Annotated in this window: 17 protein-coding genes and 1 pseudogene; 12 read left to right on the forward strand and 6 right to left on the reverse strand. The window is 69.1% G+C overall.

Translation table 11 applies throughout. The annotated features are described in order from the left end of the window. Positions 1–97 precede the first annotated feature (97 nt). From C5F48_RS01100 to C5F48_RS01120, 5 genes are all read left to right on the forward strand, one after another. Complete coding sequence (locus C5F48_RS01100; RefSeq protein WP_107662067.1) at positions 98–2,005, forward strand: bifunctional 5-dehydro-2-deoxygluconokinase/5-dehydro-2-deoxyphosphogluconate aldolase; 1,908 nt, start codon at positions 98–100, stop codon at positions 2,003–2,005. Continuing rightward, on the forward strand, positions 2,002–3,831 hold the full coding sequence (gene iolD, locus C5F48_RS01105; RefSeq protein WP_107662068.1) for a 3D-(3,5/4)-trihydroxycyclohexane-1,2-dione acylhydrolase (decyclizing): 1,830 nt from the start codon (positions 2,002–2,004) through the stop codon (positions 3,829–3,831). Before C5F48_RS01100 ends, iolD begins: the two co-directional genes overlap by 4 nt. Positions 3,832–3,845: 14 nt before the next feature. Next, positions 3,846–4,751 (forward strand): myo-inosose-2 dehydratase, encoded by a 906-nt coding sequence (iolE, locus tag C5F48_RS01110; RefSeq protein WP_107662069.1) that lies wholly within the window; start codon positions 3,846–3,848, stop codon positions 4,749–4,751. Between the two features lie 68 nt (positions 4,752–4,819). Further along, complete coding sequence (iolB, locus tag C5F48_RS01115; protein ID WP_107662070.1) at positions 4,820–5,626, forward strand: 5-deoxy-glucuronate isomerase; 807 nt, start codon at positions 4,820–4,822, stop codon at positions 5,624–5,626. Between the two features lie 93 nt (positions 5,627–5,719). Beyond that, positions 5,720–6,760, forward strand: coding sequence for a sensor histidine kinase (locus C5F48_RS01120; protein WP_107662071.1), 1,041 nt, complete (start codon positions 5,720–5,722; stop codon positions 6,758–6,760). Positions 6,761–6,867: 107 nt separating this feature from the next. On the opposite strand, the pseudogene C5F48_RS01125 reads toward C5F48_RS01120, so the two are convergent. The 3 genes and pseudogenes from C5F48_RS01125 to mazG form a co-directional block, all read right to left on the reverse strand. Further along, positions 6,868–7,866, reverse strand: a pseudogene (locus C5F48_RS01125) (nucleoside hydrolase). A gap of 51 nt (positions 7,867–7,917) precedes the next feature. Then, positions 7,918–8,922 (reverse strand): Fe(3+) ABC transporter substrate-binding protein, encoded by a 1,005-nt coding sequence (locus C5F48_RS01130; protein WP_107662072.1) that lies wholly within the window; start codon positions 8,920–8,922, stop codon positions 7,918–7,920. Between the two features lie 55 nt (positions 8,923–8,977). Continuing rightward, positions 8,978–9,853 (reverse strand): nucleoside triphosphate pyrophosphohydrolase, encoded by an 876-nt coding sequence (gene mazG, locus C5F48_RS01135; protein WP_107662073.1) that lies wholly within the window; start codon positions 9,851–9,853, stop codon positions 8,978–8,980. Positions 9,854–9,916: 63 nt separating this feature from the next. Between mazG and C5F48_RS01140 the strand changes: the two genes are divergently transcribed. The 7 genes from C5F48_RS01140 (at position 9,917) to C5F48_RS01170 (ending at position 17,236) form a co-directional block, all read left to right on the forward strand. Then, entirely contained in the window at positions 9,917–11,080 is a 1,164-nt protein-coding gene (locus tag C5F48_RS01140; RefSeq protein ID WP_107662074.1) for a M20 aminoacylase family protein, read from the forward strand. Positions 11,081–11,194: 114 nt separating this feature from the next. Beyond that, positions 11,195–12,580 carry an aminotransferase gene (locus tag C5F48_RS01145; protein ID WP_107662075.1) on the forward strand — a complete coding sequence of 462 codons (1,386 nt, stop codon included), beginning with the start codon at positions 11,195–11,197 and terminating at the stop codon, positions 12,578–12,580. Next, on the forward strand, positions 12,580–13,542 hold the full coding sequence (gene speB / locus C5F48_RS01150; RefSeq protein WP_107662076.1) for an agmatinase: 963 nt from the start codon (positions 12,580–12,582) through the stop codon (positions 13,540–13,542). Before C5F48_RS01145 ends, speB begins: the two co-directional genes overlap by 1 nt. After that, positions 13,539–13,991, forward strand: coding sequence for a DUF1499 domain-containing protein (locus tag C5F48_RS01155; protein WP_170139619.1), 453 nt, complete (start codon positions 13,539–13,541; stop codon positions 13,989–13,991). Before speB ends, C5F48_RS01155 begins: the two co-directional genes overlap by 4 nt. Before the next feature lie 109 nt (positions 13,992–14,100). Further along, positions 14,101–15,156, forward strand: a complete 1,056-nt coding sequence (gene prfA, locus C5F48_RS01160; protein ID WP_107662093.1) for a peptide chain release factor 1 — start codon at positions 14,101–14,103, stop codon at positions 15,154–15,156. Continuing rightward, on the forward strand, positions 15,153–15,983 hold the full coding sequence (prmC, locus tag C5F48_RS01165) for a peptide chain release factor N(5)-glutamine methyltransferase (RefSeq protein ID WP_107662078.1): 831 nt from the start codon (positions 15,153–15,155) through the stop codon (positions 15,981–15,983). The genes prfA and prmC overlap by 4 nt, the downstream gene beginning before the upstream one ends. A gap of 266 nt (positions 15,984–16,249) precedes the next feature. Next, positions 16,250–17,236 (forward strand): DUF4167 domain-containing protein, encoded by a 987-nt coding sequence (locus C5F48_RS01170; protein ID WP_107662079.1) that lies wholly within the window; start codon positions 16,250–16,252, stop codon positions 17,234–17,236. A gap of 109 nt (positions 17,237–17,345) precedes the next feature. Here C5F48_RS01170 and rsmA read toward each other — a convergent pair whose 3' ends face one another. The 3 genes from rsmA to C5F48_RS01185 all read right to left on the reverse strand — a co-directional run bounded on the left by rsmA (position 17,346) and on the right by C5F48_RS01185 (position 20,468). Then, complete coding sequence (gene rsmA / locus C5F48_RS01175) at positions 17,346–18,185, reverse strand: 16S rRNA (adenine(1518)-N(6)/adenine(1519)-N(6))-dimethyltransferase RsmA (protein WP_107662080.1); 840 nt, start codon at positions 18,183–18,185, stop codon at positions 17,346–17,348. Between the two features lie 88 nt (positions 18,186–18,273). Next, positions 18,274–19,248: a 4-hydroxythreonine-4-phosphate dehydrogenase PdxA gene (gene pdxA / locus C5F48_RS01180; RefSeq protein WP_107662081.1), complete on the reverse strand. Its 975-nt coding sequence runs from the start codon at positions 19,246–19,248 to the stop codon at positions 18,274–18,276. After that, complete coding sequence (locus C5F48_RS01185) at positions 19,245–20,468, reverse strand: peptidylprolyl isomerase (protein WP_107662094.1); 1,224 nt, start codon at positions 20,466–20,468, stop codon at positions 19,245–19,247. The genes pdxA and C5F48_RS01185 overlap by 4 nt, the downstream gene beginning before the upstream one ends. Positions 20,469–20,499 lie beyond the last annotated feature (31 nt).

A 20,499-nucleotide genomic window follows, 5' to 3' on the forward strand; every position in this document is an offset into this window, starting at 1 on the left:
ACGGGATGAATGGAATAAATATTCCAAAACGTCCTGCGAGCCGGCTCCACACGGCGATGCACAACCGATGCACAGGACATGCACGGGAGGGGAGTCCATGAAGACGCTCGACGTCATCACCATCGGCCGCTCGTCGGTCGACCTCTACGGCGCGCAGGTCGGCGGGCGGCTGGAGGACATGGGGTCTTTCCAGAAATACATCGGCGGCTCGCCCACCAACATGGCGGCGGGCGCCGCGCGGCTCGGGTTGAAATCGGCGCTGATCACCCGGGTCGGCGACGAGCACATGGGCCGCTTCATCCGCGAGGAGCTGGCGCGCGAGGGCGTCGACGTGCGCGGCGTGGTCACCGACCCCGAACGGCTGACGGCGCTGGTGCTCCTGGGCATCCGCGACGAGACCCAGTTTCCGCTGATCTTCTACCGCGAGAATTGCGCCGACATGGCGCTTTGCGAGGAGGACATCGATCCGGCCTTCATCGGCGAGGCGCGGGCGGTGGTGGCGACCGGCACGCATCTGTCGCATCCGCGCACCGAGGCCGCCGTGCTGAAGGCGCTGCATCTGGCGCGGGAGGCCGGGGCGCAGACCGCGCTCGACATCGACTATCGCCCGAACCTCTGGGGGCTGGCCGGGCATGGCGCGGGCGAGAGCCGCTTTATCGAGAGCGCCGCCGTCACCGCGAAATTGCAGGCAACGCTGCATCTCTTTGACCTGATCGTCGGCACCGAAGAGGAGTTCCACATCGCGGGCGGCACGACCGACACCATCGCGGCGCTGCGGACGGTACGCGCGGTTTCGGCCGCCACGCTGGTGTGCAAGCGCGGGCCGATGGGGGCCGCGGCCTTCAGCGGTGCCATTCCCGACAGTCTGGACGAGGGCGAGGCGGGGCCGGGCTTTCCCATCGAGGTGTTCAACGTGCTGGGCGCGGGCGACGGCTTCATGTCGGGGCTGCTGAAGGGCTGGCTCGACGGCGAGCCCTGGCCGGTGGCCTTGACCTATGCCAATGCCTGCGGCGCTTTCGCGGTCAGCCGGCATGGCTGCACCCCCGCTTATCCGAGCTGGGAAGAACTGCAGTTCTTCCTGAAACGCGGCGTCGTCACCCCGGCGCTGCGCAAGGATGCGGCGCTGGAGCAGGTGCATTGGGCGACCAACCGGCATGGCGACCGTCAGACCATGCGGGTCTTCGCCTTCGACCACCGCATGCAGCTGGAAGCGATGCCGGGGGCGGACGCGCGGAAGATCGGCGCCTTCAAGGAGCTGTGCCTTGCGGCGGCGCTGCAGGTGGCGGAGGACCAGCCGGGCCACGGCATTCTCTGCGACAGCCGTCTGGGGCGGCGGGCGCTGCACCGTGCGGCGGGCACCGGGCTCTGGATCGGGCGGCCGGTGGAATGGCCGGGCTCGCGCCCGCTGGAACTGGAGCCGGAGATCGGGCCGGATTTCGGCGGGCTGTCGGAATGGCCGCTGGAGCATGTGGTGAAGGTGCTGTGCTTCTGCCATCCGACCGACACGCCGGAGATGCGGGCAGTGCAGGAGGCGACGGTGACGCGGCTGTTCCACGCGGCGCGGCGCAACCGGCTGGAGTTCCTGCTGGAGATCATCCCGTCGAAGGTCGGGCCGGTGGACGACGAGACCTCGGCAGCGCTGATCCGGCGGTTCTACGAGATCGGCATCTACCCCGACTGGTGGAAGCTGGAGCCCTTCACCACCGACGCCGCCTGGGCCGGGGCCTGTGCCGCGATCACCGAGAACGACCCGCATGTGCGCGGCGTGGTGGTGCTGGGGCTGGATGCGGGCGAGGCCGAACTGGCCGCCTCGCTGGCGCTTGCGGCGCGGCATGATCTGGTGAAGGGTTTCGCCGTGGGCCGCACCATTTTTGCCGATGCGGCGCGCGGCTGGCTGGCCGGAGAGATGGACGACGCCGCGGCGGTCGAGATGATGGCGCAGCGTTACCGGAGGCTCTGTGCGCTCTGGGATGCGGCGCGCGGGACAAGAGGACTTGCAGCATGACCACGATCCGTCTGACCGCCGCGCAGGCGATGATGCGCTGGCTTTCGGTGCAGCTGACGCCGGAGGGCGACCGCTTCATCGAGGGCGTCTGGGCGATCTTCGGCCATGGCAATGTGGCGGGGATCGGCGAGGCGCTGGAGGGCATGGGCGACGCGCTGCCGACCTGGCGCGGCCAGAACGAGCAGACCATGGCCCATGCGGCCATCGCCTATGCCAAGGCCAAGCAGCGGCGGCGGGCGATGGCGGTGACCTCCTCGATCGGGCCGGGGGCGACCAACATGGTGACGGCGGCGGCGCTGGCGCATGTGAACCGCCTGCCGGTGCTGCTGATCCCGGGCGATGTCTTCGCCAACCGGGGGCCGGACCCGGTGCTGCAGCAGATCGAGGATTTCGACGACGGGACGGTCTCGGCCAACGACTGCTTCCGCCCGGTCAGCCGCTATTTCGACCGGATCTCGCGGCCCGAACACCTGCTGACCGCGCTGCCGCGGGCGATGCGGGTGATGACCGACCCGGCGAATTGCGGGCCGGTGGTGCTGGCCTTCTGCCAGGACGTTCAGGCCGAGGGCTTCGACTGGCCGGAAGTGTTTTTCGCGCCGACCGTCTGGCACATCCGCCGCCCCGAGCCCGACGCGCGGGAGCTGGGGGAGGTGGTGGCGGCGCTGAAGGCGGCGAAGGCGCCGGTGATCGTGGCGGGGGGCGGGGTGCTCTATTCCGGGGCGGAGGCGGCGCTGGCGGCCTTTGCGGCGAAGCACGGGATTGCGGTTGTGGAGACGCAGGCGGGCAAGGGGGCGGTGGATTGGGAAGATCCGCTGAACTTCGGCTCGCCCGGGGTCTGCGGCAGCGATTGCGCCAACAGGGTTTGCGCCGAGGCGGATCTGGTGCTGGGGATCGGCACGCGGTTTCAGGATTTCACCACCGGCAGCCGGACGCTGTTCGCCAACCCGGCGCGGTGGCTGATCTCGGTGAACCTAGCGGGCTATGATGCGGCCAAGCATGGGGCGATGCCGCTCGTCTGCGACGCCAAGGTGGCGCTGGAGCGGATCGGGGAAGGCCTCGGCGAGCATCGCTTCGAGGGGCCGGATCCCGGGCTGCGCGAGGCCTGGTTCGCGGCGACGGGCAAGGTGATGGCGGCGCCGGAGGCGGGGAATGCGCTGCCCTCGGATGCGCAGGTGATCGGCGCGGTGCAGCGCCATGCCGGGCCGCAGACGCTGGTGATGTGCGCGGCGGGGACGATGCCGGGGGCGCTGCAGGTGCTCTGGCGGTCGTCGAAGGGCGGCTATCACATGGAATACGGCTTTTCCTGCATGGGCTACGAGATCGCGGGGGCGCTTGGCATCGCCATGGCCGAGCCGGAGCGCGAGGTGATCTGCTTCGTCGGCGACGGCAGCTACATGATGGCCAATTCCGAGCTGGCGACGGCGGCGATGATGGGCATCCGCTTCACCGTCGTGCTGACCGACAACCGCGGCTATGGCTGCATCAACCGGCTGCAGCAGGGCACGGGTGGGGTGCCGTTCAACAACCTCTATGCCCAGAGCCGGATCGTGAACCCGCCGGCGCTGGATTTCGTCGCCCATGCGGGCTCGATGGGCGCCTTCGCGGTGAAGGCCGCGGATATCGCGGCGCTGGAGGCGGAGCTGGCGGCAGCGCGGGAGCGCGCCGGGCCTTCGGTGATCGTGATCGACACCGAGGCCGAGACCGGCGCGGGGATCGGCGGCGGCTGGTGGGATGTGGCGGTGCCGGAGGTCGGGCGGACCGAGAAACTGGCGCAGGCGCGGAAGGACTATGAAGTGAACGTGGGCCGTCAGCAGGTTGGCGGCTGAACAGAAGGTGATGCATGATCCTCTACGGCACCAATCCGATCGCTTGGTCGAACGATGACGACCAGACGCTCGGCGCGCATATCTCGCTGGAGCACTGTCTCGACGATTGCGCGAAGATCGGCTTCGACGGCATCGAGAAGGGCCACAAGTTCCCGACCACGGTCGAGGGGCTGAAGGGCGTTCTGGAGCCGCGCGGCCTGCGCTTCGTCTCGGGCTGGCATTCGACCAACCTGCTGGTGAACCCGGTCGAGGCCGAAACGGCGGCGATGCAGCCGTTTCTCGACATCCTCAAGGGCATGGGCTGCAAGGTCATCATCGTCTGCGAGACCTCGAACGCCATCCATGGCGCGGACGGCACGGCGGTGAACGACCGCCCCGTGCTGGACGAGGCCGACTGGCCCGGCTTCTGCGCCGGGATCGAGGCGCTGGCGGCCTTTTCCGCGGCGCAGGGCATCACGCTGGTCTACCATCACCACATTGGCACCATCGTCGAGACCGAGGCCGAGATCGACCGGCTGATGGCGGGCACCGGGCCGCATACCCATCTCTTGCTCGACACCGGGCATTGCTTCTTCGGCGGCGGCAACCCCGAGGCGCTGGCACAGCGCCACATGGGCCGGGTGCGGCATATCCATGCCAAGAACGTGCGCCCGGCGATCATGCGCGAGGTGCGCGATCATGGGCTGTCCTTCCTTGAGGGCGTGCGCCGCGGCGTCTTCACCGTTCCGGGCGATGCCGAAGGCGGCGTCGATTTCGTGCCGGTGCTGAAGGTCGCCGCCGAGCACGGCTACGAGGGCTGGCTGGTGATCGAGGCCGAGCAGGATGCGGCAGTGCGCGACCCGGTGGTCTATCAGTCGATGGGGCTGAAGGCGCTGCGGGAGATGGCGGGGGCGGTAGGCTTGGACCGGAGCGCTGGATGAGAGCGCCGGGGGGCTGTCTGCCCCCCGGACCCCCCGAGGATATTTAGAGACAGAAAATGAGGGGCGGGATGGAGCTGTTGTGTAAGCCGGTGGGCGTTTCGGGGAAGGTGCATGACATCTCGGTCGAGGATGCGGGCTGGGGTTATGTCGGTTTCGGGCTCTACCGACTGGCTGCGGGCGAGCGCGCGGCGGAGGTGACGGGAGAGCGGGAGGTGATCCTCGTGCTGGTCGAGGGCAAGGCGCGGCTTTCGGCGGGGGGCGAGGACTTCGGCGAGCTGGGCGAGCGGATGAGCGTCTTCGAGAAGACGCCGCCGCATTGTCTCTATGTACCGAACGGCAGCGACTGGGCGGCGGAGGCCAGCACCGACTGCGTGCTCGCCGTCTGCTCGGCGCCGGGCAAGGGCGGCCATGCCGCGCGGCGGATCGGGCCGGAGGGCATCGCGCTGACCCAGCGCGGGCAGGGCGCCAACACCCGCTTCATCAACAACATCGCGATGGAGACCGAGGATTATGCCGACAGCCTGCTGGTGACCGAGGTCTTCACCCCTTCGGGCAACTGGTCCTCCTACCCGCCGCACCGGCATGACGAGGATGACTTCCCGCGCATGACCTATCTGGAGGAGACCTATTATCACAGGCTCAATCCGGCGCAGGGCTATGGTCTCCAGCGGGTCTTCACCGAGGACGGGTCGCTCGACGAGACCATGGCGGTGCAGGATCATGACGTGGTGCTGGTGCCGAAGGGGCATCATCCCTGCGGCGTACCCTATGGCTACGAGATGTATTACCTGAACGTCATGGCCGGGCCGATCCGCAAGTGGCGCTTCGGCAACCATCCCGACCACGACTGGATCTGGCAGCGCGACAACAGCTGAGCCGCCCCGGCGCGCCGCGGCGCAGCGACTGTTGGTCAGCGCCGCGCCGCTCGGCTATACAGCGGCGGACTGGATCGGGGCGGCAGGACGGACATGGAATCAGACTTCGCGCGCTCGGTGCTGGCGGCCGTGCCGATGCCCTTGGTGATGATCGACGCGGCGGAGCGGATCCGCGGCGCGAACGAGCCGGCGCTGGCGCTGTTCGGCGCCGGCATCGTCGGGCGGCACTATATCCTCGCCATGCGGCAGCCGGGCCTGCTTGACGCGATCGAGGGCACGCTGCGCCATCGCCAGCCGGGGCAGGCGCGGCACATCGTCACCGGGCCGTCGCGCGAGATCACCTATCGCGTCACCGTCTCGCCGGTCGAGGGCGAGGGCCGCGGCGGCGCGCTCTGCGCCTTCGAGGACATCACCGAACAGGAGCAGATGGGCCAGATCCGCCGCGACTTCGTGGCCAATGTCAGCCACGAGCTGCGCACGCCGCTGACCGCGCTTCTGGGCTTCATCGAGACGCTGCAGGGCAATGCCCGCGACGATCCGGCGGCGCGGGCGCGGTTTCTCGGCATCATGGCGCGCGAGGCCGAGCGGATGAACCGGCTGGTGCGCGATCTCTTGTCGCTGAGTCGGGTCGAATCGGACGAACGGCTGCGGCCGACCGGGCGGCTCGACATCATCGGGCTGATCGACAGCGCCGCGACCACGCTGCGGCCGATGGCCGAGGCCGCCGGGGTGCAGATCGAGCGCACCGGCCAGCCCGGGCCGCTGCTCCTGCCGGGCGACGCCGACCAGCTGACCCAGGTGTTCCACAACCTGATCGAGAACGCGGTGAAATACGGCGCGCCGGGCAAGCTGGTGACGGTCGAGGTCGGGCCGGAGCCGCAGGCGCTGGGGCGGCTGGGGCCGGCGGTGCGGATCGAGGTGGTCGACCGCGGCGAGGGCATCGACCCGATCCACCTGCCGCGGCTGACCGAGCGCTTCTACCGCGTCGACAGCCACCGCTCGCGCGAGCAGGGCGGCACCGGGCTGGGGCTGGCGATCGTCAAGCACATCATCAACCGCCACCGGGGCCGGTTCCGGATCGAGAGCGAGCTGGGGCAGGGCAGCCGGTTCATCGTGATCCTGCCGCGGGGGTGATGTTTGGGTGAGAGGCTCCGGCTTGCGCGGCGGGGGCGCGGGATGGGGTGAACCCACCCTACGGGGAGCGGCGGGGGCGGCCGATGGTCCCGGCCGTCCTGCGCGGATCAGAGCCGGGCGATGCGTTCGGTCAGCAGGGTAAAGAAGCCCTCGGCGTCGACGTCGCGGATGAACAGCGCGTTGGGCTTGCGCTCGCTCACGCCCCACCAGTCGGCGACGGTCATGCCGGTGGTGTAGGTCCCCTTGGTCTCGATCTCGACGTTGATGTGGCGGCCGGAGAACAGCTCGGGCCGGATCAGCCAGGCGATGACGCAGGGGTCGTGCAGCGGCGCGCCATCGGCGCCGTATTTCATCTTGTCGTAGCGTTCGAAGAAATCAGTCCATTCGGCGACCATGTTCCCGACCTCGGTCCGCATGGCGCGGAAGGCCTCGACCCGTTCGGAGGTGGTGAGGGCGCGGTGGGTGACGTCGAGCGGCAGCACCACCAGCGGCACGCCGGAGCCGAACACGATCTCCGCCGCCTCGGGGTCGACGTAGATGTTGAACTCGGCGGCGGGGGTGATGTTGCCCACCTCGAAATAGGCCCCCCCCACTCAGCACGATCTCCTTCACCCGGCCGATGATGTCGGGGCGCTGTCGAAGGCGGTGGCGATGTTGGTCAGCGGCCCAAGGGCGCAGAGGGTGACGGCGCCTTCGGGCTCGCGGCGCAGGGTCTCGATCAGGAAGTCGACCGCGTGCTGCTCCTGCAGCGCCATCACCGGCTCGGGCAGCACCGGGCCGTCGAGGCCGGTCTTGCCATGCACATGTTCGGCGGTGACGAGGGCGCGGGCCAAGGGCGCGTCGCAGCCGGCGAAGACCTGCATGTCCCAGCGGCCGGCCAGTTCGCAGATGATGCGGACGTTTTTCTGCGTCAGCTCCAGCGGCACGTTGCCCGCCACGGCGGTGATGCCGAGCACGGTCATGTCCTCCGGGCTGGCCAAGGCCAGCAGGATGGCCACGGCGTCGTCCTGACCGGGATCGGTGTCGATGATGATCTTGCGCGGTGCCGGCATGGACTGCTCCTCCTTAGGCTGAGCACAAAACCCCAAGCCGTCGGGGTTGTCCATGCGAAAAGGAGGGCCTGAGCCCTCCTTTCCCGGTCTTCGTGACAGGCCGGATCAGCCGTCGAAGTCGACTTCTTCCATCAGCTTCAGCGCGTCGGCGCGCTGCGCCGCGACCTCCATCAGGTTGAGCGTGTCGGGGGTGAACTCGCCCCAGCTCGCCACCAGCTCCGAGCGCTCGACGCCCGGCTTCACCGGGAACTCGTGGTTGGTCTCGGCATAGATGTGCTGCGCCTCGTCGGAGGAGAGGAACTCCATCAGCTTCAGCGCGGCTTCCTTGTTCGGGGCCGACTTGGTCATCGCCACGCCCGAGACGTTCATGTGGGTGCCGCCGGCTTCGAAGGTCGGGAAAACGATCCGCACCGAGTCGGCCCATTCCTTCTGCTCGGGGTCGTTCACCATCTGGCCCATGTAATAGGTGTTCCCGAGGCTGATGTCGCATTCGCCGGCCCAGATCGATTTCACCTGATCGCGGTCGCCGCCGTCGGGCTTCTTGGCGAGATTGGCCTTCAGGCCTTCGACCCAGGTCTTCGCCTTCTCCAGCCCGTCATGCGCGATGACCGCGCCGAGCAGCGCCACATTGTAGTCGTTGGTGCCCGAGCGGGTGCAGATGCGGCCCTTCCACTTGTCCGAGGCCAGATCCTCGTAGGTGGTCACCTCGCCATCGGCCACGCGCTCCTTGCTGGCGTAGACGATGCGGGCGCGGGTGGTCAGGCCGAACCAGCGGTCGTCCGGATCGCGGAATTCGGCGGGAATGTTGGCTTCCAGCACCTCGGACTGCACCGGCTGGGTGACGCCGGCATCGACCACCTGCATCAGCCGGGCGATGTCGACGGTCAGCACCAGATCGGCGGGCGAACGGTCGCCCTCGGCCTGCAGCCGCTCGACCATGCCCTTGTCGACGAAGGCGATGTTCACGTCGATGCCGGTCTCGGCGGTGAAGGCGTCGATCAGCGGCTGGATCAGCTCGGGCTGGCGGTGGGAATAGATGTTCACTTCTTCGGCGAGCACGGGAAGGGCGGTGCTGCCGAGGGCGAGCGCGAGAAGGCTGGTGCGGATCATTGTTGAGTCCTCTACTCGGAATATGGCCGTTTTATTCCCGAGCGTTTTACTCAAGTCAACCGTCTTGCGGCTTTTTGAGCCCCGCCTTGTCCTCGGCCTTGGCGCGATTCCACAGATCGTCCATCTCGGCCAGATCGCTGTCGGCGGGGCTGCGGCCGGTTTCGGCCAGCCAGTCCTCGATGCGGGCGAAGCGCCGGGTGAACTTGGAATTTGCCGCCCGCAGAGCGGTTTCCGGATCGACCTTCATGTGCCGCGCGAGATTGGCCATGACGAACATCAGGTCACCGAACTCCTCCTCGACCTCGGTCTGGGTCAGAGTGTCGCGGGCCTCGACCAGCTCGCGCGATTCCTCGATCAGCTTGTCCAGCACCTCGTCGGTGGAGGGCCAGTCGAAGCCGACGCGGGCGGCGCGCTTTTGCAGCTTCACCGCGCGGGTGAGCGCCGGAAGCCCCAGCGCCACGCCGTCGAGCACGCGGTCCTGCGCCTTGCCCGCGCGCTCCGCCGCCTTGATCCGTTCCCAATCGGCGGTCTGCTGGTCGGAGGATTTTTCCCGCGACTCTGTGCCGAAGACATGCGGATGGCGGGCGACCATCTTTTCGGCGATGGCCCGGGTGACGGAGCCGAAGTCGAAGAGCCCGGCCTCGGCCCCCATCTGCGCGTGATAGACGGTCTGGAGCAGCAGATCGCCCAGCTCGCCTTCCAGCTCGTCCCAGGCCTCGCGCTGGATCGCGTCGGCCACCTCATGCGCCTCTTCGATGGTGTAGGGCGCGATGCTGGCGAAGTCCTGCTCGATGTCCCAGGGGCAGCCGGTGGCGGGGTCGCGCAGGCGGCGCATGATCTCCAGAAGGCGCGGCAGGCCGCCCTCGGGATCGGCGATCAGCGCGGCGGAGGACGCTGGGTCAAGCGGGGCGATGCGGGGCAGATCTGGCATTGCGGGCCTTCCGGTTTTCGGGTCTGTTGCGGTCTTGCCATCGACAGCCTGCAGGAGTCCACCATGCCCGTTCTGAACCGTATCGCCGACTACTCGGCCGAGATGACAGGGTGGCGCCGCTATCTGCACCAGCATCCCGAGCTGGAATTCGATTGCCACGCCACGGCGGGCTTCATCGCCGAGCGGCTGCGCGAGTTCGGGGTGGACGAGGTCCACGAGGGAATCGCGACCTCGGGCATCGTCGCCATCATCAACGGGCAGGGCGCGGGCCCGACCATCGGGCTGCGCGCCGACATGGATGCGCTGCCGATCGAGGAGATCACCGGGGCGGAGCATGCCTCGACCGTGCAGGGGCGGATGCATGCCTGCGGCCATGACGGGCATGTGACCATGCTGCTCGGCGCCGCGAAATACCTGGCCGAGACCCGCAACTTCGCCGGTCGCGTGGCGCTGATGTTCCAGCCGGCCGAGGAGGATGGCGGCGGCGGCGAGATCATGGTGAAGGAAGGGGTGATGGACCGCTTCGGCGTCACCCAGGTCTACGGCATCCACAATGCGCCGAACATCCCGCTGGGCAAGTTCATCACCACGCCGGGGCCGCTGATGGCGGCGGTGGACACGGCCTATGTCTATCTGACCGGCAAGGGCGGGCATGGCGCCACGCCGCATGAGACGGTCGATCCGGTGGTGGCCATGTGCGGCATGGTGGGGGCGTTGCAGACCATCATCAGCCGCAACCTCTATGCGCTGGACGAGCTGGTGCTGTCGGTGACGCAGGTGCATTCCGGCACGGCCTCGAACATCATCCCCGAGGAGGCGTGGTTCTGCGCCACGATCCGCAGCTTCACCCCCGAGGTGCGCAAGCTGGCCGAAAAGCGGTTCCGCGAGATCGTCGAGGGCCATGCCGCGGCCTATGGGGTCGAGGCGCGGATCGACTATCAGCTGGGCTATCCGCCCACGGTGAACCACCCCGAAGAGACCGAGTTCGCCGCCGAGGTGGCGCGGGAGGTCTCCGGCGCCGAGGCGGTCGATGCGCGCGCCAACCGCGAGATGGGGTCGGAGGATTTCGCCTACATGCTGGAAGCGCGGCCGGGGGCCTATCTCTTCATGGGGATCGGGCCGGGGGCGGGGCTGCACCATCCGGCCTATGATTTCAACGACGAGGCGGCGCCGATCGGGGCCAGCTTCTTCGCCCGGCTGGTCGAACGGGCGCAGCCGCTGCGCTGAGCCGCCCTCCGTCGATTGCCAGCCTGCAGGCGGGGACCTCCCCGCCGATGCGGGCTGGCGTTCGGCAATGCGTCGGCTAGACTGCCCCGCGTCGCAACAACGGACAGGCCTTTCATGACGCTCTCGAATGTCTCCACCTGGGAACTGGACCGCGCCCATGCGCTGCACCCCTGGACCAACTTCGGCCCGTTCGAGGCCAAGGGCTCCATGGTCATCGAGCGTGGCGAGGGCTGTCTTCTGTGGGACACCGAGGGGCGGCAGTATTTCGATGCGGTCGGCGGCATGTGGTGCACCAACATCGGCTTGGGGCGGCAGGAGATGGCCGACGCCATCGCCGCGCAGGCGCTGAAACTGGGCTTTTCCAACAGCTTCGTCGACAATACCAACGATCCTTCGGCCCGGCTGGCGGGCAAGCTGGCGAGCCTTGCGCCGGGCGATCTGAACCGGGTGCATTTCACCACCGGCGGCTCCACCGCCGTCGATACCGCCGCGCGGATGGTGGCCTTCTATCAGACCTGCATGGGCCGTCCCGACAAGGTGCAGCTGGTGGCGCGCGAGGCGAGCTATCACGGCTCGACCTATCTGTCGCAGAGCATCGGCAAGCGCAACGGCGACCGGGTGCCGCAATTCCGCTACAAAGAGGATGGCATCCACCATCTGTCCGCGCCCTATCTCTACCGCGCGCCGGAGGGGATGGACGAGGCGGCCTTCTGCGACCATCTGGTGGCCGAGTTCGAGGCGCTGATCGACCGGGTCGGCGCGGGCAACATCGGCGGCTTCTTCGCCGAGCCGATCCAGGCCTCGGGCGGGGTGATCGTGCCGCCGAAGGATTACCTCCACCGCATGTGGCAGGTCTGCCGGCGGCATGACATCCTGTTCATCGCCGACGAGGTGGTGACGGCCTTCGGGCGCATCGGCCACTGGTTCGCCTCGCTGGAGGAATTCGGGGTGGAGCCCGACATCATCACCTGCGCCAAAGGATTGACGTCGGGCTATATCCCCTTGGGCGCGATGATATTTTCCGACCGGATCTGGGGAGCGATGGCCGAGGACGGGTCACGCTGGTTCACCTCGGGCTTCACCTATTCCGGCCATCCGGTCGCCTGCGCCGCGGCGCTGAAGAACATCGAGATCATCGAGCGCGAGGATCTCCTGGGCAATGCCATGCGGGTGGGCGCCCTGTTCGAGGAACGGATGCACGCGCTGGAGGCCCTGCCGCTGGTGGGCGAGGTGCGGGGCCGTAAGCTGATGATCTGCGTCGAGAACGTGGCCGACAAGGCGACGAAGCGGCTGTTGCCGGACGATCTGGACGTGGGCACCCGCATCGCCGATGCCTGCGAGGCGATGGGGCTGATCGTGCGCCCTCTGGGCCATCTGAACGTCATGTCGCCGCCGCTGACCCTGACCGCCAGCGATGTGGAGCTGGTGGGCGACATGCTTGAAACCGCGATCCGTCAGGTGACGGACGCCCTGATCCGCGAGAAGGTGAGACTAGGCTGATGGCTCTGGAAGATGCGAAGAACGAGGTCGATACCGCCTTCACCCGCAAGGGCCTGCGCGGCTATGCCTTCGAGAATGCCTTCGGCGGCGCGACGAGCTTTCTTCGGCGCAGCTACACCAAGGATCTGACCGGCGTCGATCTGGCGGTGACCGGCGTGCCCTTCGATCAGGCGGTGACGCATCGCACCGGAACCCGCTTTGGCCCGCGCGCGATCCGCGAGGCCTCGTCCTTGCAGCCCTACGATCCGCCCTATGGCTGGGGCTTCGATCCGCTGGAAGAGATGTCGGTGATCGACTACGGCGATCTGGCCTTCGACTATGCCAAGGTGGCCGATTTTCCCGAGACGCTGACGGCGCATATCCGCGGTATCCTGCAAGCCGGGGCGGGGACGGTGACGCTGGGGGGCGATCATTACATCACCCTGCCGATCCTGAAGGCCTATGCCGAGAAGTTCGGCCCGATCTCGGTGATCCAGTTCGACGCGCATTCCGACCTCTGGCAGGATGACGACTTCAGCCGCATCGACCATGGCACGATGATGTACAAGGCGGTGAAGCTGGGCTACGTCGACCCGGCGCGTTCGGTGCAGATCGGCATCCGCACCCATTGCGACGACTACCTCGGCATGCACATGATCGACGCGCGCGAGGTGCATGAGGCGGGCGTGGCGGCCGTCGTCGCCAAGGCGAAGGCCATCGTCGGCGACAACCCGACCTACCTGACCTTCGACATCGACGCGCTCGACCCGGCCTTCGCGCCCGGGACCGGCACGCCGGTCTGGGGCGGGCTCGCCTCGTGGCAGGCGGCGGCGATCCTGCGCGATCTGGCGGGGATCAACCTCGTCGGCGGCGATGTGGTCGAAGTGTCGCCCCCCTATGACACCACTGGCGCCACGGCGATTGCGGGCGCACATGTGGCCTACGAGTTGATCTGTCTCTACGGTTGGAAAAGGCGGGGATGAAACGGATGTTCTATGTGCTGATTGCGCTGGCGCTGCTGGTGCTGGGCTTTGCCCTCTATGTCCGGGCCGCGCCCAGCGACGCGCCCGATTGGCACGTCGATCCGCAGACGGTGACCGCGCACAGCAAGCTCAACAGCTGGCTGATCGCCCCCGGCGGCGACATGGAGCCGGTGCTCTTCGACCTGCCGCCCGACCAGATCGCGGCGAAGCTGGAGGCGGTCGCCGCCGCCACCCCGCGCACCGCGCTGCTGGCCGGCGAGGGCTTCCACAAGACCTGGGTCACCCGTTCGGCGCTCTGGGGCTTCCCGGATTACACCTCGGTCTGGCTGGCCCCGACCGAGGCGGGGGGCACCAGCCTCAGCCTCTACGCCCGCTCGCGCTTCGGCAAGGGCGACATGGGGGTGAACCGCCAGCTGGTCGACGCCTGGCTGTCCGAGCTGTCGCGCTGACGTTTGAATGCCCTGGCGGGCCCGTCAGGACCCGCCAGAGGCGGCGCCGCCCGCCGCTCCGGCCTCGCAGCCCCTTGACCGGCCCGCCGCGCTGCGCCAAACCCGCGCCATGCTGCCGATGGACAAACTCCTCCAGATCATCCGCCGTTTCGAGTTCCTCGAGGCGAAGCTGTCCTCTGGCGCCCCTCCGGCCGAGATCGCCGCGCTCAGCCGCGAATATTCCGAGCTGAAGCCGGTGGTCAGCGAGATCCGCGCCTATCAGCAGGCGCTGGACGATCTGGCCGAGGCCGAAGCGATGCTGAAGGACCCCGAGATGCGCGGGCTGGCGGAAGACGAGATCCCGCTGCTGAAGGCGCGCATCCCGGCGATGGAGCAGGCGCTGCGCGTGGCTCTCCTGCCCAAGGACGCCGCCGACGCCCGGCCCGCCATCCTGGAGATCCGGCCCGGCACCGGGGGCGAGGAAGCGGCGCTTTTCGCCGGGGACCTGCTGCGCATGTACCAGCGCTTCGCCGAGACGCAAGGCTGGCGCTTCGAGATCCTCGAATTGCAGCAGAGCGATCTTGGCGGCATCCGCGAGGTGACGGCGCATGTCGAGGGCGAGGGGGTCTTTGCCCGGCTGAAATACGAATCCGGCGTGCACCGGGTGCAGCGCGTGCCCGAGACCGAGGCGCAGGGCCGCATCCATACCTCCGCCGCCACCGTCGCCGTCCTGCCCGAGGCCGAGGCGGTGGAGCTGGAAATCCCGGCCTCCGACATCCGCATCGACACGATGCGGTCTTCGGGCGCCGGCGGGCAGCATGTGAACACCACCGACTCGGCGGTGCGGATCACCCATCTGCCGACCGGGCTCATCGTCACCTCCTCGGAAAAGTCGCAGCACCGCAACCGCGAGATCGCCATGCAGGTGCTGCGCGCCCGGCTCTACGATCTGGAGCGGCAGCGGGTGGACGAGGCGCGCTCGGCCGACCGCAAGTCGCAGGTGGGTTCGGGCGACCGCAGCGAGCGCATCCGCACCTACAACTTCCCGCAAGGAAGGTTGACCGACCACCGCATCAACCTGACGCTCTATGCCCTGCCGCAGATCATGGCCGGGGATCTTTCGGAAGTGGTGCAGGCGCTGGCGGCCCACGATCAGGCGGCGAAGCTGGCCGAGATGGAAGCATGACGGGGCAGGCGGCGCTCCGGGCCGCGATCCTGCGGCTGGCGGGGGCCGGGATCGGCGAACCCGCCCGCGACGCCCGCCGCCTTCTCGCCCATGCGCTGCACATCGAGCCCGACCGCCTGACCCTCCACCTGCAGGACCTGCTGGCCCCCGAGGCCGCTGCGCGGTTCGAGGCGGCGCTGGCGGCGCGCGAGGCGCGCCAGCCGGTGTCGCAGATCACCGGCACGCGGCTGTTCTGGGGCCGCAGCTTCCGCGTCACCCGCGACGTGCTCGACCCGCGCCCCGAGACCGAGACGCTGATCGAGACGGCGCTGGAGTCGCCCTTCGCCTCGCTGCTCGATCTCGGCACCGGGTCGGGGGCGATCCTGCTGACCCTGCTCGCCGAACGCCCCGCCGCGCGCGGGTTGGGCACCGACCTCTCGCCGGAGGCGCTCGCCGTCGCCGAGAGCAACGCGCAGGCCCTGGGGCTTGCCGGGCGCGCGAGGTTCCAGACCGCCGACTGGTTCGCGGGCGTCGAGGGCCAGTTCGACCTGATCGTCTCGAACCCGCCCTATATCGCCGAGGCCGAGATGGCGGGGCTCTCGCCCGAGGTGCGCGACTGGGAGCCGCATCTGGCGCTGACCCCGGGCGGCGACGGGCTGGACGCCTATCGCGCCATCGCCGCCGCCGCGCCGGCGTATCTCGCCCCGGGCGGGCGGCTCCTGGTGGAGATCGGCCCGACGCAGGGGCGGGCGGTCTCGGCGCTTTTCGCGGCGGCGGGGCTTTCGGGGCTGCGGGTCGAGGCCGATCTCGACGGTCGCGACCGCGTGGTGCTGGCCCGCCGGGGCTGAGCCAAAAGGGCCGGGGAATCGCCGCCGGCCTCGGGCAATTGGTCGCGGTTTCCGCGAAATCCCGCCCGCGCCGGTATTTTTCCCTTGTCAGGCCGTGTCCAGCATGATTACTCAGACCTACGCGACGAGGGGATGGCCAGACCGTTCTCCGCGCGCATAAGCCGAAAATGCCCGACACGACTCGATCCGAAGTGAACGGATCGGGAGCAGCACTGAATAGCTGCAGGCGGTCGGGCTAGGCCAGTTTATCTGGATACAAGGACAAGATGAGATCCTCCAAGTCCCGCTCGCGTTCGAAGTCGAACCGCCCGCGCACCCTCGGCAATGTGGTCAACCGCGTCTTCGACAGCTCCGGCCCCGAGGGCAAGGTGCGCGGCACGCCGACGCAGATCATCGAGAAATACCTGTTCCTGGCGCGTGACGCCCAGCTGTCGAACGACCGCGTGGCCGCCGAGAACTTCCTGCAGCACGCCGAGCATTACACCCGCATGCTGGGCGAGGCGCAGCGCGAGATGGCCGCCGAACAGCAGGACACCCGCCGTCCCGAGGGCGGCTACCCGTCGAACGGCCAGCCGCAGATGCGCGACGACCGCCAGGGCGACCAGCCGCGCGACGACCGTCCCCGCGATGAGCGTCCGCGTGACGACCAGCCCCGGGGCGAGCGCTCCCGCGACGACCAGCCGCGCGGCGAACGCCGTGACGAGCGCCCGCGCGACGACCGCCCGCGCAACGAGCAGCCCCGCAACGACCAGCCGCGCAACGAGCGCCCCCGGGATGAGCGTCCCCGCGAGGACCGGCCGCGCAACGACCAGCCCCGGGGCGAGCGCCGTGATGACCGCCCGCGCGAGGATCGCCGTGACGAACGTCGCGATGACCGCTCCGACGAGGACCAGCGCCCCGACGAGGCGCAGCGCCCTGCAGAGGTGATCGACCTCTCGGAAACCGCCGATGACACGGGTCTGGTGGAAACGCCGGAAACCCGCAGCCGCGGCCGCGCCCCGCAGCGCCGCCGCAGCGAGGCTCCGCAGCCTGCTGCTCAGCCCGCCGCCCAACCGGATGCGCCGCAGCCCGAAACCGCCCCGGCGCCGGCCGAGTCCCCCGCAGCCGAACCCGCCGCAACCGAGGCGCCCGCCGAGAAGGCCGAGCGTCCGCGCCGGCCGCGCGCGCCGCGCAAGCCGAAGCCGAGCGCCGAGAGCTCAGAAGGCGGAGAGGGCGGCGCGCCGAACGGCGACCCGCGCGAAGCCGCCGAGTGATCGTGCAAAGCTGAACCGACGCGGGGCCGCAATCCGGCCCCGCTGTCCCGCTCCGTCAGGTCAGGCACACCGCTCGACGTGAGCCGCCCGAGCCCCGACCCGCGCAAATTCAGCCCGCGACTTCCCGGGCTAGTGCGCAGAACTTCTCCAGCGAGATCTCCTCGGCCCGCGCCGTCGGCTCGATGCCTGCCGCGCGTAGTTTCTCCTCGATATCCGGCCCCATCGCCTTCAGGCTCGAACGCAGCATCTTGCGGCGCTGGTTGAAGGCCATGGCGGTGATCCGCCCCAGCACCGCCTCATCCGCCGGATAGCGCGGCTCGGCCAGCCGGGTCAGATGCACCACCGCCGAATGCACCTTGGGCGCCGGGGTGAAGGCCTCAGGCGGCAGCACCAGCACGATGCGGGCGTCGCAGCGCCATTGCGCCAGCAGCGCCAGCCGACCGTAATGCTCGGTCCGGGGCTTCGCCACGATGCGCTCGGCCACCTCCTTCTGGAACATCAGGGTCAGGCTTTCCCAGAACGGCGGCCAGACGGCTGGGGTGAGCCAGCGGATCAGCAGTTCGGTGCCGACATTGTAGGGCAGGTTGGCGACGATGCGGATCGGCGGGGTCAGCAGGGCCGCCGCATCCAGCTTCAGCGCATCCTCGTTCACCACCTCGAGCCGCCCCGGATAGGCGGCGGCGATCTCGGCCAGCGCGGGCAGGCAGCGCGGGTCCTTCTCCACCGCCAGCACCCGGCGGGCGCCCTCGGCCAGCAGCCCGCGGGTCAGGCCGCCGGGGCCGGGACCGACCTCGAGCACATCGGAGCCGGTCAGATCGCCCGCCGCCCGGGCGATCTTGGCGGTCAGGTTCAGATCGAGCAGGAAGTTCTGCCCCAGCTGCTTCTTCGCCACCAGATCATGCGTCTTGATCACCTCGCGCAGCGGCGGCAGACCGTCGATGGCAGCCATGGCACGTTCCTCTTTCATCTTGGCAAAAATATCCCACGGGGGTCCCGGGGGCGTTAAGCCCCCTGGCCTGTCCGCACTCACGTTCGCTTCAGTCCCGCGCCGCGGCCATCTCCGCCGCCATCTCCAGCGCCGCGATCAGGCTGGTCGGATCGGCCAGCCCTTTTCCGGCGATGTCGAAGGCGGTGCCGTGGTCGGGAGAGGTCCGGATGAAGGGCAGACCCAGCGTCACATTCACCCCGCCGGCGAAGTCGATGGTCTTGATCGGGATCAGCGCCTGATCGTGATACATCGCCACCGCGCAGTCGTAGCGGGCGCGGGCGGCGGCGTGGAACATGGTGTCGGCGGGCATCGGCCCGCTGAGGTCCATCCCCTCGGTCTTCAACCGCTCCAGCACCGGGGCGATGACCGCCAGATCCTCGGCCCCCATCGCACCGCCTTCCCCTGCATGCGGGTTCAGCCCGGTCACCCAGATCCGCGGTGCAGCCACGCCGAAGTCGCGGATCAGCGCGGCATGGGTGATGCGCAACGAGGCTTCCAGCAGGTCGGGCGTCAGGGCGGCGGGCACATCCGCAAGGGGGATGTGGATCGTCACCGGCACGACGCGCAGGCCGGGGCAGGCGAGCATCATCACCACGCGCTCGCAGCCGGCGAGGGAGGCGAGATATTCGGTATGGCCGGGAAAGGCGAAGCCCGCGCCGTCCTTCAGCGCCTTCTTGTTGATCGGCGCGGTGCAGATCGCCGAAGCCGCGCCGGACTGCACCAGCGAGACGGCGCGGGCGATCACCGCCACCACCTCGGCGGCATTGCCGCCCGAGGGCCGGCCGGGGACCGCGGGATCGGGGAAGCGGTGCAACAGCACCGGCAGCGCGCCGGCGGGCACTTCGACGGCCTCGAAGGGCGCGGCGATCAGCTGGTAGTCGCTGCCCTCGGGCAGATGCGACGGATCGCCGATCCAGAACAGCGGCAGCCGGTTTCCCAGCGCCTGCCGCGCCTTCACCGCGATCTCCGGCCCGACGCCCGCGGGCTCGCCGCAGGTCAGCGCCACCGGGGCCCGGCTGCTCACGGCTGGCGGATGATGGCGTTGGCGCGCAGGTCGGCCAGATAGCCATCGGCGAGGCCGGCGAGCTTCTGGTTCAGCAGCTGCTGGCCGATGTCGTTGCGCGAGGGGGGCGGATCCATGACCGGGGTGCGGCTGCACAGCATCAGGAAACGCCGCGCCGCGCCGCTGACCAGCGTGGCCGAGGTCTCGCCCGGGTCGAGCCGCGCGAGCTCCAGCCCGACATCCTGCGGCACCTGACCCATGGCGCGGGTCTCGCGCTGGATCGGCACGCCCTTGGCGGCAGTGTAGAGATCGTCGCAGCTATCGGTCTCGGCGGTCAGCCGCGCGGCGGTCTGCAGCGCATCCGCGTCGTTCGGCAGGGCGATGCTGGCGTAATCCACCTCGACGCCGTTCGGCGCGGGCTCGCTGGTCTCCTCGATGGCGCGCAGCTGGAAGATCGCCACGGCATTCGGCAGCGGCAGCGGGTCCGAGACCTGGCCGGGGCTCAGCGTCAGCACCAAGGGCCCGAGCGCGGGCGGCAGGTTGGCCAGCGGCAGCCAGTCGATGCCGCCCCCGCGTTGCCCTGAGGGCGAGGCGGAATATTCGCGCGCCGCGGCGGCGAAACCGCCCTCGGAGCTGATCTGCGACTGCAACTGCCGCGCAAAGGCCAGAGCCTCGGCCTCGCGGCCCGGCTCGGCGGGGATGATTATCTCGGACAGCAGGACGCGGACGGCGGCGGTGCGGTTCATGTTGGCGATGGCGCGGTCGATCTCGGCCGGGGTCGGGCGGGCGCTGCCGGCGTAGCGCTTGCGCACCACCTCGCGCCAGACGATGCCGGCCTCGACGAAGTCGCGGAAGGTCTCGGGCGCGACGCCGACCTCGCCGATCGCCTTGGTGAACTCCTGGGCCGAAAGGTTGGCGCGGCTGGCGAATTCGGTCAGGCCGGCGACCAGCTGTTCCTCGGTGACCTCTATGCCCTCGGCCTCGGCCGCCTGCAGCCGCAGCCGGTCCTCGATCAGCGCGTCCATGGCGGCCTCCTCGGCATCGCCGGGCGCGCGCAGCAGTTTCAGGAACTGGATGCGCTGCTGCAGCTCGTAATTGGTGATGGCGCGATCGTTCACGATCAGCCGCGGCGCGAAGAGGTTCTCCTGCGCGATGGCGGCGACGGGACCCAGGACGGGGCCGAGAACCGGGCTCAGGACGAGGCCGATGGCCGTCAGGGTTGCGAGGCGCTTCAGGGTCATGGTCTTCATCTGTCGGTCAGCCGTTTCTGCT

Source organism: Cereibacter changlensis JA139 (assembly GCF_003034985.1).
Classification (GTDB): domain Bacteria; phylum Pseudomonadota; class Alphaproteobacteria; order Rhodobacterales; family Rhodobacteraceae; genus Cereibacter; species Cereibacter changlensis.